Annotated in this window: 14 protein-coding genes and 1 rRNA gene; 13 read left to right on the top strand and 2 right to left on the bottom strand. The window is 43.0% G+C overall.

Going from position 1 to position 16338, the window contains the following annotated elements; translation table 11 throughout:
- The first annotated feature begins 1 nt into the window (after position 1).
- The 11 genes from rrf (at position 2) to ACTG7L_RS09155 (ending at position 10206) form a co-directional block, all read left to right on the top strand.
- Positions 2-117, top strand: a 5S ribosomal RNA gene (gene rrf, locus ACTG7L_RS09205).
- A gap of 391 nt (positions 118-508) precedes the next feature.
- Positions 509-856: a hypothetical protein gene (locus ACTG7L_RS09200; RefSeq protein ID WP_439328282.1), complete on the top strand. Its 348-nt coding sequence runs from the start codon at positions 509-511 to the stop codon at positions 854-856.
- 145 nt (positions 857-1001) lie between these two features.
- Positions 1002-1673, top strand: a complete 672-nt coding sequence (locus tag ACTG7L_RS09195) for a trimeric intracellular cation channel family protein (protein ID WP_439258393.1) — start codon at positions 1002-1004, stop codon at positions 1671-1673.
- Between the two features lie 8 nt (positions 1674-1681).
- On the top strand, positions 1682-2140 hold the full coding sequence (gene rimI / locus ACTG7L_RS09190; RefSeq protein ID WP_439328281.1) for a ribosomal protein S18-alanine N-acetyltransferase: 459 nt from the start codon (positions 1682-1684) through the stop codon (positions 2138-2140).
- An 18-nt stretch (positions 2141-2158) separates the two neighbouring features.
- Entirely contained in the window at positions 2159-2950 is a 792-nt protein-coding gene (locus ACTG7L_RS09185) for a hypothetical protein (protein WP_439328280.1), read from the top strand.
- A gap of 12 nt (positions 2951-2962) precedes the next feature.
- Positions 2963-5686 carry a YdbH family protein gene (locus ACTG7L_RS09180; protein WP_439328279.1) on the top strand — a complete coding sequence of 908 codons (2724 nt, stop codon included), beginning with the start codon at positions 2963-2965 and terminating at the stop codon, positions 5684-5686.
- A 98-nt stretch (positions 5687-5784) separates the two neighbouring features.
- Positions 5785-5967 (top strand): YnbE family lipoprotein, encoded by a 183-nt coding sequence (locus ACTG7L_RS09175; RefSeq protein WP_439328284.1) that lies wholly within the window; start codon positions 5785-5787, stop codon positions 5965-5967.
- 8 nt (positions 5968-5975) lie between these two features.
- Positions 5976-6431 (top strand): transcriptional regulator NrdR, encoded by a 456-nt coding sequence (gene nrdR / locus ACTG7L_RS09170; protein WP_439243056.1) that lies wholly within the window; start codon positions 5976-5978, stop codon positions 6429-6431.
- Positions 6431-7558: a bifunctional diaminohydroxyphosphoribosylaminopyrimidine deaminase/5-amino-6-(5-phosphoribosylamino)uracil reductase RibD gene (gene ribD, locus ACTG7L_RS09165; protein ID WP_439328278.1), complete on the top strand. Its 1128-nt coding sequence runs from the start codon at positions 6431-6433 to the stop codon at positions 7556-7558. The genes nrdR and ribD overlap by 1 nt, the downstream gene beginning before the upstream one ends.
- A 10-nt stretch (positions 7559-7568) precedes the next feature.
- Positions 7569-8612, top strand: coding sequence for an outer membrane-stress sensor serine endopeptidase DegS (degS, locus tag ACTG7L_RS09160; protein WP_439328277.1), 1044 nt, complete (start codon positions 7569-7571; stop codon positions 8610-8612).
- Positions 8613-8628: 16 nt separating this feature from the next.
- On the top strand, positions 8629-10206 hold the full coding sequence (locus tag ACTG7L_RS09155; protein ID WP_439328276.1) for a peptide ABC transporter substrate-binding protein: 1578 nt from the start codon (positions 8629-8631) through the stop codon (positions 10204-10206).
- On the opposite strand, the gene ACTG7L_RS09150 is transcribed toward ACTG7L_RS09155, so the two are convergent.
- Complete coding sequence (locus ACTG7L_RS09150) at positions 10184-11113, bottom strand: AEC family transporter (RefSeq protein WP_439328275.1); 930 nt, start codon at positions 11111-11113, stop codon at positions 10184-10186. The genes ACTG7L_RS09155 and ACTG7L_RS09150 overlap by 23 nt on opposite strands.
- Before the next feature lie 238 nt (positions 11114-11351).
- Here ACTG7L_RS09150 and ACTG7L_RS09145 point away from each other — a divergent pair, with 238 nt between their 5' ends.
- The gene (locus ACTG7L_RS09145; RefSeq protein ID WP_439243046.1) at positions 11352-11804 is read left to right on the top strand and encodes a DUF441 domain-containing protein; all 453 of its coding nucleotides are present in this window, start codon (positions 11352-11354) and stop codon (positions 11802-11804) included.
- A gap of 3 nt (positions 11805-11807) precedes the next feature.
- Entirely contained in the window at positions 11808-15725 is a 3918-nt protein-coding gene (hrpA, locus tag ACTG7L_RS09140; protein ID WP_439328274.1) for an ATP-dependent RNA helicase HrpA, read from the top strand.
- Positions 15726-15748: 23 nt separating this feature from the next.
- Here the strand turns inward: hrpA and ACTG7L_RS09135 are convergent, their stop codons facing one another.
- On the bottom strand, positions 15749-16144 hold the full coding sequence (locus tag ACTG7L_RS09135; protein ID WP_439328273.1) for a hypothetical protein: 396 nt from the start codon (positions 16142-16144) through the stop codon (positions 15749-15751).
- Positions 16145-16338 lie beyond the last annotated feature (194 nt).

Raw genomic sequence — 16338 nt, 5'->3', positions numbered from 1 at the left:
TCCTGATGGTCATAATGCAGTAGCCCCACCTGAACCCATGCCGAACTCAGAAGTGAAATGCTGTGATGCCGATGGTAGTGTTGGGACTCCCAATGCGAGAGTAGGTCGCCATCAGGTTTTTTATTATTAAGATAACCCCAGTTACGAGAGTGACTGGGGTTTTTGTCTTTTTATCCTACAATACCCCGTACTGGCGTACGGGGTTACGCATAGTTACGCCACGCTGTGGCTATTCTAATTAACACATAAAGCACTACCTAAAATACCAGGCTATGATTCAGAAGCGACAAGATCAACCGTTTCCGATAATATCAACACCTTGCTTAGAGAATTGAGAACACAAAAGATCATATAGGTTTGATTTAAATGCAAAAGGAATATTGTTTATGAAAAAGACATTTTCTATTCTGTTACTATTTATAGGGTTATCTATGACTATCAATGCTTTTGCGAGTGAAAGAACCGTGAAAGTTAAAGATGATTGGCGACTTTCTGATATAGAAAAATATTGGTTAAAACAGCGAAAAAACATAATGTGCCATTTTCGGTAGTAAACAGACCAAGTAAATACGGTTTTGTGTTTAATTATGCATGGGTAACAAGAACTGCTGTAGTTTTTGTTGACGATGCGACAATATTTTTTGAAAATGATATTCATGAGCCGTTAAGTTTATTTCAAATTAATGAGCTAAATCATTCTGAAGTGTATGTGAAAGTGTTGCAGAGTACTGATGGTCGAATATTACAACTCAGATCTATTATAAATTGTTCAGTAGGATGTAGTGAAGAACAAATCATCAAGAAATTTGATGAGCTTTTGATTGCTGAAGCTACATATAAAACATTCCTAAAATAACAAACTAAACGATATCAAGCGCAGACTTGCCTAGCGAGGCTACAACGTCAGCGAAAGTGTGGGATAACGCATAGATTTTCCTTTTTTGCTATTTCCTCCAAACTACGCTAAAATCAACCGCACTTTTTACCAACAATCAAAACCTATGCTACTTTCCATTCTCTATATCATTGGTATTACCGCCGAGGCCATTACGGGGGCATTAGCCGCTGGGCGAGAAAAAATGGATATTTTTGGGGTGATTATTATTGCCTCCATGACCGCCATTGGTGGTGGGTCCGTGCGAGATGTGTTGTTAGGGCATTATCCGCTAGGTTGGGTGAAACACCCCGAATATTTTATTATTGTGGCCACGGCGGCGGTGTTAACCGTGTTTATTGCGCCCTTTATTAACCACTTTATGCGCTATTTTCGTACCATTTTTTTAGTACTTGACGCCGTTGGGTTGATCGTGTTTTCCATTATTGGCGCACAAATTGCCTTGGATATGGGTCATGGTTATATTATTGCCACTATCGCCGCCATTATCACGGGCGCATTCGGTGGCGTGTTGCGTGATTTATTATGTAACCGTATTCCGCTGGTGTTTCAAAAAGAACTCTATGCCAGTGTGGCCTTATTGGCGACCTGTATTTACATTGCCTTGCATGAACTGGGTATTCAGCATGATATTGTAGTGATCATCACTTTACTCAGTGGCTTTATTATCCGTTTATTGGCGATCCGTTTTGAATGGGGGTTGCCGGTGTTTGATTATCAAGAACAAGAAATTGAGAAAAAAACCGACGTGGATCGCTTGCCGAAAAAACGTCAATAAGGAACGCTATGTCAAGTCATATCCGCATTGAATGGATTGAACCTCAGGATTTTGAACGCCTCTTTGAGATTGAACAGGCGGCGCACTTAGTGCCTTGGTCCATGGGCACCTTGAAAAATAATCAGGGTGAGCGTTATCATAATCTTAAAATTAGCGTTAATCAGCAGATTGTCGGGTTTGCCATTAGTCAAATCGTGGTGGATGAGGCGACATTATTTAATATTGCCATTGATCCCGCTTTTCAAGGGCAAAAATTAGGCTTTCAATTACTGCAACAATTACTGGTGCAATTACAACAAAAAGGCATTAAAACCCTTTGGTTGGAAGTGCGAGAAAGTAACCATAACGCCCAAAAATTGTATGAACAATGTGGCTTTAATGAAGTCTGTGTGCGCCGAGATTATTACCCGACACCAGAGGGCAAGCGTGAAAATGCGCTGGTGATGGCCGCTTATTTATCATTTTAAACATTGATTGGATTGATTATGTCAGAAGAAACCCCTTTAAAACGCACCGCACTTTTTTCCATCATGCCGATTTTATTGGCGTGCATTCCCGAAAGTTACGTGATGATGTTTCAACAGCGTGCGTTGCCATTGAGTTTTTTAGCCGCACAACTGTTGTGTTTTGTGGTGTTTTTCAAAGGGGAAATCTGCCCCGGTCAACGTGGGCGGTTAATGGCTGCACAGGGCTTTTTTGCTTTGTATTGGGTGATTATCGGCATTATTGGATTGTTAAATGACATCCGCCCGTTAACCACGTTAGCGCTCTGTTTTTGCGGGGCATTGATGGTTATCATTGCCTTAAAACAACCGACACAAGAGGATGATCGCCGTGATACGTGGTTATTGGCGGGGGGAATGATTGGGCTGATTGCTATCGTTCTCTATGTGCTGTTAATGGTTGAGAATTGCGCACCCTATTTGATTTATAGCCCCTTTGCCCAACTGTTTATTGGGGTAGTGTTGGCCAATTTAGCCTTGGTGATTTCACGTAACCGCTTGCAAGGTTTGATCGCTTTATTACCGCTTATTATGGCGGTATTGTTGGTACTGAATATCCTGTCGGTACTACTTTTTATGGCATGGAATCCAAGTGCGGTGCATTTTGCCAATGATTTTGCTGTGGTGCTTTATTTCCTATCACATTTGGCATTAATGGGCATTTTAGCGGTGACGATTTTTAGAAAAATAAAACTCAATTATCCTGCGTTAATGCTGTTATTGTTTATTGCCAGTTTTTTACCGATTTGGGCCATGTTAGCGTACTTCATATAGAGAAGAAAGCAGATGGTTAAAAAATGTCTTGTTTCTGTTTCGGTAACGTTACTCGCAGTGGTGGCAATCAGCTTATTTGCCTTGTCACCGAGCCATATTGAGCAACTGGCGAATCATTTTCTCGGACAAGATATTTCCATTAAAATCGGTGAAAAAAACACGCTCTCCACCAAAGGGGCGGAACTGCCTAGCTTTACGCTGAATCTCAATCAGCCCGTGGCTTGTCCGTTAGTGCAATTAGAAAATGTTCAAGCCTATTGGTGGGATAAACGCACGTTACAGGCGGAAAAGGCTATCCTTGATTATGCTTGTTTTCAACAGATACCGAGTGCAGACGACGCCACAAAAACAGAATTTAATTTAACCGCACTTTTGGCCAGTTTGCCTGATGTGAGCGTAGAAATTGCGGATTTACAGGTGATTAATGCGGAGGCCATCAGTTCGCCTGCGCTGCAACAATTATTGCAAAGTCAATTAAGCGCCGCTTTGTCTTATCAAGATCAACAACTCCATTTACAAGCGACGGGCAAAACGCCCGAGCGTGAGCTGATTCAACTCAATGCAACCTTAGCCGAACAGCAAGTGAGTGGCCATTTAACCTATCAACCCCAAGCGGATCAGCAACATCAAGCAGATTTTCAATTTGCCTTATCACAAAATATATTGGATATTCCTGAACAGGGGAAATTCAATTTACATTGGCAACGCCCCGATTTAGCCTTAACGCAGGCGGATTTATCCTTGCAATGGCAAGATCGGCAAGGCACCTTGGTTTTGCAAGATGTGGAACATCAACAGCCAATTTTAAATGTGCCGTTTAAGGTGGAAAAAGACCGATTTCAGATTGAAAAAAGCCAGTTTTATTGGGATATTTCGGCATTGGAACAGCCTTTGCAAGGGGTGCTAAATTTAACCTTACGAAAACCAGAAGAAGATTGGTTTCCGCTCAATATGGACGTACGGTTGAGTTTGTTTTCTTCTGGTGAGGCGGGCAAAGGCAATATTGTGATTTATGGTACACAAGGTACGATCAACAAAGACAGTCTTAATATTCCTTTGGAAGCGCATGGCAACGTGAAATACGGCCAGTCCATTGCTTATGTCGACACGGCGTTTGATGTACGAGGCAATCAAGAGGATATGATTGCCCTATTCAAAGATAAATCCACTTTACGGGTGAATTGGAAAGAGCCTAATGCCAATATGACGGTGAGAATTCCTATGACAGATGTGATTATTGGCAAGTATGGCGTAGGGGGAAGATTACAAGCCTTTTTACAAGGCCACACCGCCCAATTTTCGGATATTGATTTACATTTAGACGGTCAAGCCAATCAATTTGTGGCGGGGATTACCTCATTATTCGCCTTGCGTACAGATGATTTTCAACGCAATGGGGTGATCTTGAAAAGCAGTGACAGCAACTGGTGGAAATGGAATTTTAACGGCAAAGCCAATGTGAAAGCGCTGAAAAGCCCAATTACTGTAAGCGGAAAAGGCGCATGGCAATCGGATCATGTGGAAATCCAACAATTACAAGCCCATTTGGGGAAATTTTATACCTCAGGAATCCGTGTCCCCAAGGTTGAAATGCGCTTAAAAGACACCTTGCATTGGTATTATGAAGAAGAGAAATTACAAGGCTTACTGCAAGCCAGCATTCCCGACATTGGTTTAGATTACGGCGGGCATTTTGTTAAACCGGTGTTGGAATTAGGCATTGATGGCAAAGCGCTCAAAGATTTTAATTTAGCCGGTAATATGACCGCAGGCGGATTAGGCCCGATAAAATTATTTGCCCATTATCGCAATGATGAATTGGTGGGGCGACTATATTGGTTAGAACAATCTGCGAAAGTGTTCCAAACCTTATTTCCGCAGAATTGGGAATGGGAAATTTTAAATGGCACGATCAAAGGACAAACCGATTTTGATATCAGCACCGAGCGGGGTTTACAAATGGGTGGCCATTTTTCCATTCGACAAGCGGAGGTGGCGTTTCCTGATGGTGAATTGCGAGGCATTGAATTTGCGTTGCCTTATCGTTACCTCAATAGTCGCATAGAATTGGTGAAAAATCCCGTGCAAGTGTCGGTCAATTACCTGAAATCAGGTGTGTTAGTGGCTGAAAATCTGCGTGTGAAAGTGCAAGGTTATTACCCTTATTCGGCACAACGCCCGCTGACATTGAGTGAATTAAAATTTAATTTACTGGGTGGCGAAATGAGTGTGAATAAATTTGCTTTACCGCAACAAAAAATCGCCAATGTACAGCTACATAATATTGATTTATCGCAAGCCTTAACCATGGCAGAATATACCCAAGTGGGCCTGTCGGGGCGGGTGAATGCGACGCTCCCATTTTGGTTGGAAAATGAGCATTGTATTATTTGTGACGGCGAAGTCACCAAAACGGACGAGCAAGATGTGAACTTAAAATTGGGGCCAGAACTGATCACTGGGCTAAAATCCGGTGGGTTAACTGAAGGGATTTTAGCAGATGTGGTGAGTAATATGAATTTGCAAAATTTAACCGCCAAAGTCAATTTAACGCCCAATGGCATGTTGACATTAGCCTCACATATTCAAGGTTATAATCCGACGAAACGCAATAAACATCCCATTACCTTGAATTATAATCATCAAGAAAATATCTATGAATTGTGGGATATGATAAATTATGGTTCCACCTTTGAACAGAATTTAGAATATCAACTCTATCAAAAAAGAAAATAATGTCTTGCCTTGAAACCTCAACAGCCCTAAGGTTGAGGTGTAGGATTTCCCCTCAGGCTGTGTTAAACTTAAGCCATGCTCAACAGGGTTTTTGAATGATGAAAAAATACATAAAATTGACACCGCACTTTCTGGCCGCCAGCCTATTGCTGACTGGCTGTACGCCTACCGTACAGTTGGAAACGCCGAAAGAGGGGATTACCATTAATATGAATGTGGTGGTGGATCATAAAATTAATGTAGAAATGGATAAAGAAACGAAGCAAGTATTAGAAAAATAAGGAATGTTATGTATTGTCCGTTTTGTTCTGCCGAAGAAACGAAAGTGATTGATAGCCGTTTGGTGGCCGAGGGGTTTCAGGTTCGCCGTCGTCGTGAATGTATACAATGTCACGAGCGTTTCACTACCTTTGAGACCGCTGAATTAATTGTACCAAGAGTGATCAAAAAGGACGATTCTCGAGAACCTTTTGATGAGTTGAAACTCCGTCAGAGTATTCAGCATGCGGTGGGGAAACGCCCCGTCAGCGAAGATGATGTAGAGAAAGCGGTGAGCCATATTATTCATCAATTACAAGCGACAGGCGAGCGAGAAGTGCCGAGTAAATTAGTGGGTAATTTAGTCATGGATGAATTAAAAAAATTAGATAAAGTGGCTTATATTCGGTTTGCCTCGGTGTATTTAAGTTTTGAAGATATTAACGAATTTTCCAAAGAAATCGATAAAATTAAGGACTTTACTTGATGACATTTAGCCCACAAGATCACCAGTTTATGCAACTTGCTTTAGATTTAGCCGAACGTGGCCGGTTTACCACTTCGCCAAATCCCTCGGTGGGTTGTGTGTTGGTCAAACAGGGGCAAATTGTCGGGCAAGGTTTTCATTTCAAAGCGGGCGAACCGCATGCTGAAGTCATGGCATTACGCCAAGCGGGCGAACAAGCTAAACATGCCACGGCTTATGTGACCTTGGAGCCTTGTTCCCATTATGGACGCACACCGCCTTGTGCCAAAGGCTTAATTGAGGCAGGTGTGAGCAAAGTGATTGCGGCCATGTTAGATCCGAATCCGCAAGTGGCTGGCCGTGGTTTGCAGATGTTGCAACAGGCAGGCATTGAAACTGCGGTGGGATTATTGCAAGAAAAAGCCGAAAGGTTAAACCAAGGCTTTTTGCACCGTATGCGAACGGGCTTGCCTTTTGTACAATTAAAATTGGCTATGAGTTTGGATGGTCGCACGGCTATGGCGAATGGTGAGAGCAAATGGATTACCGGCGAGTTAGCCCGTGCAGACGTGCAACAAGAACGGGCAAAATCCTCGGCAATTTTATCCACCGCCGCCACGGTGTTAGCGGACGATCCGAGCTTAAATGTCCGTTGGGCGCAGTTACCAACAGCCATTCAGCAAGAATATGCGATTGAAAATGTTCGCCAACCGGTGCGTATTATTTGGGATTTTCAGCACCGAGTGTCGCCAACCCATCAGCTTTTCAACACAGATTCGCCGGTGTGGTTGGTCAGTGATAAAGCCCGTGATTTAGCGGATTTCCCCGATTTCTGCCAACATATTCAGCTAGAAATTAAGGAAAATCAGACCGCACTTTCTGCCTTAATGCAAGCCTTAGGGGAACGCCAAATCAACAGCTTATGGGTAGAATGTGGGGCCACTTTTGCGGGTGCCTTAATTGAGCAGAATGTAGTCAATGAATTGTTGGTGTATATTGCGCCTAAATTACTCGGCGATCAAGCCAGAGGCCTGTGCAAATTGCCGCATGTTCAGCAACTGGCACAAGCCCCGCAATGGCAATTACAATCTGTTGAACAGCTAGGCGAAGATTTAAAAACCTGTTACTACCGCAAACAGCAAAAATAGAGAGACTGTTATGATAAAAAAATTATTACAATCCGCATTGATTGGCTTGGTTTGTGCAGGCTTAATTCTCTTTGTGATCCCGCAATTTACCGGTGGCACGGGGTTAAAATTAACCAGTGACGTGATGTCTTTTAAAGAGGCTGTACGCATTGCCTCGCCGGCCGTAGTGAATGTGTATAATCAAACCTTTACCAGCAATTCCAATTTAGATGCGGGGAAAGTGTCAACCCATAATTTAGGATCGGGTGTGATTATGACCAAAGACGGTTATATTCTCACCAATAAACACGTGATTCAACGTGCGGATCAAATTATTGTTGCCTTACAAGACGGACGGGTGTTTGAGGCCAATTTAATTGGTTCGGATAGTTTAACTGACTTGGCGGTGTTAAAAATTCGAGCAGAAAAATTGGCGACTATACCGCAGAATGCCAAGCGTCAAGTGCATGTGGGGGATGTAGCGCTCGCCATTGGTAATCCTTATAATCTCGGTCAAAGCGTGTCGCAAGGGATCATCAGCGCCACCGGCCGAAATGCCGTCGGCGAAACCGTCGGTCGGCAGAATTTTATTCAAACCGACGCCTCCATTAATCGCGGTAATTCGGGGGGCGCCTTGATCAACTCCTTGGGCGAGTTAGTGGGCATTAGCACCTTAAGTATCGGCAAAGACGCCACGGAAATTGCCGAGGGCTTGAGCTTTGCCATTCCCATTGAAATTGCCAATGATGTGATGAAAAAGATTATCCGTGATGGCCGAGTGATCCGAGGTTATTTTGGCGTACAGAGTAATATTTTGTTTAGTAACGGTCAAAATGATGGCAACAGTTCGGGGATTTTAATTGAAAATGTGGTGCCAAATGGGCCTGCCTCAAAAGCCGGTATTCAAGCAGGTGATGTGATGTTGAAATTTAATGATAAAGTGGCCAATTCGCCCGATCAGGTGATGCAAGTGATCAGCAATACCAAGCCAAACACGCAAGTCAAGGTGGTGATTTCTCGTTTAGGGCGCATTTTTGAATTGCCCGTCACCATTGAAGAATATCCAGCGAATTAGCGGATAAAGCGCCAATATGCACAATAAAATCATCGTGATAAACGCTGTTAAGGTGGTCATGTTGGCGATCTTTAGCCTGATTTATCTGTCCGCCTGTGAGCCGAATGCTGTCCCTGAAAAAACGCAAAACGTTGCTAGCCCCACCGATAATGTGGCGTATCAAGCGGATGTATTAGTCCGAGGTGTGTATGGGCCGTTTATGTTACAGCTTGAACAAATTCAACAGCCAGAACAAACCGCCCTATTACGTGATTTATTCGAGGGCTTAGTGATTTACGATCGGCAAGGCAATATCATTGCCGGCGTGGCGGAAAGTTGGCAAAGTGCGGATCAAAAAACGTGGATTTTTACCTTGCGTAAACAGGCCAAATGGTCCAATGGCGAACCCGTGACGGCACAAGATTTTGTGCAAAGTTGGCAACAATTAGCCGGTTCGGCGAATCCACAAAAGCAATTTTTACGCTACATGAATATGCAAAATGCCGCCGCCGTACTGGCGCAATCTATGCCTGTACAGCAACTCGGTGTACAAGCCCTTGATGATCGCACCCTGCAAATTCGTTTAGATAAGCCCACCCCTTATTTGCCGAAGATGTTGGCGCATGTGGCCTTGTTACCTCAATATCAAGGATCGACGCCAACGACCACGAACATAATTTCCAATGGGGCTTATGTGCTTGTGGAACAAGGCGAAAATCAACTTCGTTTACAGCAAAATCCGGCTTATTGGCAAGCCAATGACCGTGCATTTGGTCAAGTGATCTATCAACAGATCACGCCAGACATGCCGCCATCACGCTTGGATATTATTCAAAATAGCCAAAAGGGGACAGATCACATCAGCTACTTCCCGCAACTTTGTACTTATTTTTACGAATTTAATTTCCGTGATCCTCTGTTGCAGAAAAAAGCGGTACGCAATGCTTTATCGGCCATGATTCCAAGTAATATCGTGCCGTCACAACCTTTTATTTTGCCAAACGGAATCAGTTATTTACCCGAGAATATGCAATTTGAACAAGAACGAGATTTTGAGCCGACGGTGGTGGAACAACAATTACAGCATGCGGGTATCACCGAAAGTCAGCCCTTAACCTTACGGCTCACCTATGATAATCAGGGGTTACACGCTCAAATTGCAGAACATTTAATTCGTGTGTGGTCGCAGTCGGATTTAATTCGTCTTCAGGCGGATCCGGTTTCCTATCAAACGCTACTTGAAAAACATGCGCAGGGTGATTTTCAGCTTATTCGTTCAGGTTGGTGTGCGGATTACAACGATCCCTCTGCTTTTTTATCCTTATTACATTCCCAAAGTGCGGATAATAAAATGGGATTTTCTGATCCCGAGATGGATCAACTGTTAGAAAAAGCCTTGTCTGCCAAGATTTCCGAACAAGAACGCACCGCACTTTATCGCAAGGCGATTGCTCGTTCTCAGCAAGAATATGTGGTAATGCCAATTTTCCAATATGCCATGCCAGTGCAAATTGCTCCCAGTGTGGCGGGCTACGATCTCACCAATCCCACGAGCGTAATATATAGCAAAGATCTCTATCGCTTAAATTTGCCTAAATCAACTGATACAAAGTAATAATTAACGGCATGGTGATAACGCATAACATGGTTGTCACCCCATAAATGGCACTGGATTTTTGCGCATCTTTGCCATGTAACACCGCAATTTGTGTGACGGTCGCCGCAGCAGGGCTAATGGTGGCGAGAAAACTGATTAACGCAATGGTTTCGCCATGTTCTGTCAAACTGGCAAAATGGCCGAATTTAATCACCAACATTAAGCAAAGTGGCACAAAAATAAGGCGTAAAAAGGTGACTAAATAAATTCGTTTTGACGATAAAATACTGCGTAACGGAATGCCTGCAATTAACATACCTGCAATCAACATGGCATTAGGGCCAATAAAAGTCCCTATGGAAGATAAGGTGCCAACCACAATAGCGGGCAATTTAATCTGAAAAGCAAACAAGGTTGCCCCCACAATAATTGACCAAATATTGATATTCTTCACAATTCTTTTCAAGGAGAAAGATTTTTCTCCACAAATCAAACCACGGCAATGGGTCCAAAATAACACCGTCTGTACCACGATAAAGCAGGTGGCATAAATCACCCATTCATCACCAAACATAGACATTACCAAGGGAATAATCAAATTACCTGAATTAGAATAAATGGCAGCCGCATGTTCCACGCCATCAAGTTTAAAGATTTTTTTCAGCATCACGCCCATGATAATTAAGAGAATGTGCAACAAAATTGCCATGGAAACGGAAAGCAATAAACCACGCAACAATTCAGGGCTGTAATCAATTTGGAACGCTTTGAGCATGACGGCAGGGCTAATGATATACACCCCGACAACAGAGAGTGGAAAGGTATCTTTCGGTTGCAATAATTTTGACTTCACTAAACCGTAACCTAATAACACAATAAGGGTAAGTTCGGTGATTTTACTGGCTAAAATTAAAGCAATATCCATAAGGCGTTCCCGTTAAATGAGCAGGATTTTATAGTACAGATTTTGGCTAAAAATGGAAATAAAAAAATGTGATATTTTGTTATAATGGTTGCTAATTACTTTTTTACCCTCACCCTAGCCCTCTCCCAGAGGGAGAGGGAATAGTTTAGGGAATATTTATAATAAAAATCCTCATTCAGTCCCCTCTCCCTCTGGGAGAGGGCTAGGGTGAGGGTTCATCAGAAAAAAAGGATCGCAAATGTCATTACAATTTAATGCTATCGCTCTGTTACTGGTCGTACTCATTTTACTCGGTGTACTTAGTAATAACAGCTCGATTACCATTTCCGCCACCGTCTTATTGTTAATGCAACAAACTTTTTTGAGCAAATACATCCCCTTTGTAGAAAAGAATGGTTTAACGATCGGCATTATTATTTTAACCATTGGCGTACTCAGCCCGATAGTGTCAGGCAAAGTGCAACTGCCAGAATTGAAATCCTTATTTGAGTGGAAAATGCTAATTGCGTTGGCCGTGGGAGCGTTGGTCGCATGGCTCGGTGGGCGAGGCGTCAGTTTAATGGGAACCCAACCGATTTTGCTTACCGGCTTATTGATTGGCACCGTGCTTGGCGTAGCATTTCTCGGCGGTATTCCTGTCGGCCCATTGATTGCAGCAGGGATTTTATCCTTATTGATTGGGGGAAAATAAGCTGTGAAACCAAATCAAACCAAATCAAATAGAACCCCACTAACGCCGTTGCAAAAAGCCTTATTTCACCAACTCAAAGACGTGATGATCCTTGATGAGCGAAAAATTGCCGCACGAATTAAAGGCATTGCTCAAATTAAACATGAACAAAGCCAACAAGCCGTTGCTGCCGAAATTCAAAGTCAAATTCAACAGGCACAAGAACGTTTAAATCAACGTAAAAGTGCGGTGCAAAAAATAGCATTTCCTGACAATTTGCCTGTTAGCCAACGTAAAGCCGAAATTCAGAAATTAATCCGTGAAAATCAAGTAGTGGTGATCGCAGGGGAAACAGGATCGGGCAAAACCACCCAATTACCGAAAATGTGTTTAGAACTGGGTTTAGGCAAAAAAGGCTTGATTGGACACACACAGCCACGCCGTATTGCGGCGCGTTCAGTGGCGGCTCGTATTGCGGAAGAATTGCAAACCGAACTCGGCGGTATGGTGGGTTACAAAGTGCGTTTTAACGATCAAATCAGCGAGCAAACCCAAATTAAGCTGATGACAGACGGGATTTTGTTGGCAGAAATTCAAACCGATCGCTATTTAAATCAATATGATACGCTGATTATTGACGAAGCTCACGAACGCTCACTGAATAACGATTTTATTCTCGGTTATCTCAAACAGCTCTTGCCACGCCGTCCTGATTTGAAAGTCATTATCACATCAGCGACCATTGATGTAGAACGTTTCTCCAAGCATTTTAACAACGCCCCAATTTTAGAAGTGTCAGGGCGAACCTATCCAGTGGAAGTGCGTTATCGCCCAATGTTAGACAACGATGAAGAAGATCAATTACAGGGCATTGCTAACGCAGTAGATGAACTACAAGCCGAGGGCAGAGGCGATATTCTGATCTTTTTAAACGGCGAGCGAGAAATTCAGGACACATTGGAAATGTTGCAAAAACAAGATCTTAGCCATACGGAAATCTTGCCCTTGTATGCACGCCTGTCCGCCCAAGAACAAAATAAAATTTTCCACCCGAGCGGACTTAATCGTATTGTATTGGCAACCAACGTGGCGGAAACGTCCTTGACTGTGCCAGGGATCAAATATGTGATTGACCCTGGTACAGCACGCATTTCTCGTTATAGCTACCGCACCAAAGTGCAACGCCTACCCATTGAGCCGATTTCGCAAGCCTCTGCCAATCAACGCAAAGGGCGTTGTGGACGGGTGTCAGAGGGGATTTGTATTCGCCTGTATTCAGAAGAGGACTTCAACAATCGTCCTGAATTTACCGATCCTGAAATTTTACGCACTAATTTAGCCAGCGTGATTTTGCAAATGACGGCGTTGGGCTTGGACGATATTGATGCTTTTCCTTTTGTGGATGCCCCTGATAAACGCCATATTCAAGACGGCATTAAATTGTTGGAAGAATTGCAAGCCTTTGAATGGCGAAAAACCAAATTTGGCGAAAAACGCTTTTTGACCCAACAAGGTAAACAGCTCGCCCAGTTGCCAGTGGATCCCCGCCTTGCCAAAATGCTCTTAACAGCGGTAGAACAAGGTTGTTTACACGAATTAATGATTATCGTATCTGCCCTGTCTATTCAAGATCCCCGAGAACGACCGCAGGAAAAACAACAATCCGCTGATGACAAACATCGCCGTTTTGCCGATAAAAAATCCGATTTTATGGCGTGGCTGAACCTGTGGAATTATATTCAAACCAACCAAAAAGAGCTGACGAAAAACCAATTTCGCCGTTTATGCCAAAAGGATTTTCTCAATTATTTGCGGATTCGGGAATGGCAGGATATTTATCATCAAATCAGAACCCAAGTGCGAGAATTGGGCTTGCCGATCAATTCGGAAGCGGCAAAATATCAGCCAATTCACACGGCTTTGCTAAGCGGTTTGCTGTCGCATATTGGCTTGAAAGATAATGAAAAAAGCCAATATTTAGGGGCAAGAAATGCCCATTTTGCCATTTTTCCTAATTCGGTGTTGTTTAAAAAACAGCCGAAATGGGTAATGGCAGCAGAATTAGTAGAAACGTCTAAACTCTGGGGGCGAATGGTGGCAGAAATTGAGCCTGAGTGGATCGAGCCGCTTGCCAAACATTTAACCAAAAGCAGTTATTCCGAACCCCGTTGGTCAAAATCCCGTGGGCAAGTGATTGCCGATGAAAAAGTGAGCCTGTATGGCGTGCCGATTGTGGCAAGTCGCCCTGTGAATTTTAGCCAAATTGAACCGCACACTTGCCGTACGATTTTTATTCAATCCGCCTTGGTGGAGGGGGATTGGAATACTCGCCACAAGTTCTTTTTTGCCAACCAAAAATTAGTGCGTGAAGTGGAAGAGCTGGAGCATAAATCTCGCCGCCGTGATATTTTGGTGGACGACCGCACCTTGTTTGAGTTTTACGATGAACGCATCGGGGCGGATGTGGTGTCGCAGAAACATTTTGACAGCTGGTGGAAAATCGCCAGCCAAAACGATCCTGATTTGCTCAATTTTGAAAAATCGTTCTTGATGAATGATGATGCCCCAAAAGTGAGCCAACTGGATTTCCCGAATTTCTGGCAACAGGGCAATATTAAGCTCAAACTGACTTATCAATTTGAACCAGGGACGGACGCAGACGGCGTGACGGTGCATATTCCATTGCCGTTGCTCAATCAAATTGAAATGACAGGGTTTGACTGGCAAATCCCCGGTTTACGCCAAGAATTGATTATCGCCTTAATCAAAGCCTTACCGAAAACACTCCGCCGCAATTTCGTGCCAGCCCCCAATTATGCCGAAGCGTTTTTAGGGCGAGTAACCCATTTTGATAAGCCATTGACGGAAACCTTAAGCCACGAGTTCCGCCGAATGACAGGCGTAACTGTTGAACCTGAGCAATGGAATCTTGAACAAATTGCGCCGCACTTAAAAATGACTTTCCGAGTGGTGGACGACAAAGGCAAAAAAATTGCCGAAAGTATGAATTTGGACGAGTTGAAATACGATCTCAAAGATCGAGTGCAAGCTAGCATTTCCGCCGTGGCAGATGATGGCATTGAGCAATCAGGGATTCATATTTGGAATTTTGACCAACTTCCGCAATGTTATGAGCAGAAAAAACAAGGGTTTACGGTCAAAGCCTTTCCTGCGATTACGGACGAAAAAGATGCGGTGGGGATTAAATTATTTGAAACCGAATACGAGCAAAGCGTGGCAATGCAACAGGGGTTACGCCGTTTAATTTTGCTCAACGTGCCATCACCGATCAAATATTTACACGAAAAATTACCCAACAAATCCAAACTGGGGCTGTATTTCACCCCGTTCGGCAAAGTGCTGGAATTAATTGATGACTGTATCGCCTGCGGTGTGGACAAGCTGATCGCCGATTTTGGCGGTTTTGTGTGGAACGAAACGGATTTTGATAAATTGCGAGATTTTGTGCGAGAAAATCTCAATGATATTACCGTGGACATCGCCCAACAGGTCGAACGGCTGCTCACGCTCACCTTTGAAATCAACAAACGCCTAAAAGGCAAAATGGATTTCACCCAAGCCTTTGCTCTGTCTGACATTAAGACTCAACTGAACGGATTGATTTACCAAGGTTTCGTAGAAAAAACAGGCTACGCTCGCTTGCCCGATTTACAGCGTTATCTCCAAGCCATCGACAAACGCCTAGACAAACTCGCCCAAGACACCAACCGAGATCGGGCGGCAATGCTGCGAGTAGAACAATGCCAACAAGCCTACAATCAGCTGTTAGCAAAACTGCCAAAATCTAAACCGCACTCCGCAGACGTGTTGGAAATTCGTTATATGATTGAAGAGTTGAGAGTGAGCTTATTTGCTCAACAGTTGGGGACGAAATACCCAATTTCGGATAAGAGGGTGTTGAATGTGATTGGGGAGCAATAAGCTCCCCCGAACTGGAAAATTGTTTATATGGATTTAAGATTAGTTGGGAATTTTTCTTCTTTCATTCCTAGTGAACGTAAGATTTGATTGTGATCAGCTCCTTTTGTTACCAATAATCTACATCCCTTTTTAAATGGTTCAGCTTTCAAAGTTATTAGACAAGGTTCATTATAGATTAATGCCCAAAAACTATAATTATCGGTGTTTGAACGAAATCTATTAGAAGAATCAAAAACACTCAATGCTTCATAGGCTTCTGCTAATGATATACTAGGATAGTATTTAGAAGATGAACCTATGCCACCTGAATATTGAAAATGAATTTCTTTGACTAAAGATGATTTAATTCCAACGCCTGATTTACCTGTTAAAAAGATAAATAAGGCGATAACAGCAATAATAACAACTATAATTTCCATAATATTTTCTCCAGATTCAGTCAATAAAGCCAGTAAATACCTAATTTGAACTCAACTTAGCTATCGCCTTGCTCCAGTTAATACGACAGCAATAATATCAATGACAAATGAAAAAAGTATTGTTCCAATAAATCCACCAAATGAGTTTGGTTGAATTATTGCATAAGATATACCAAGAGAGATGAGAGCCCAAA

It is taken from the genome of Lonepinella sp. BR2357, assembly GCF_051851525.1.
GTDB lineage: Bacteria > Pseudomonadota > Gammaproteobacteria > Enterobacterales > Pasteurellaceae > Lonepinella.
The sequence above is the reverse complement of the archived record's forward strand: the minus strand, read 5'-3'. Positions and strand labels throughout refer to the sequence as shown.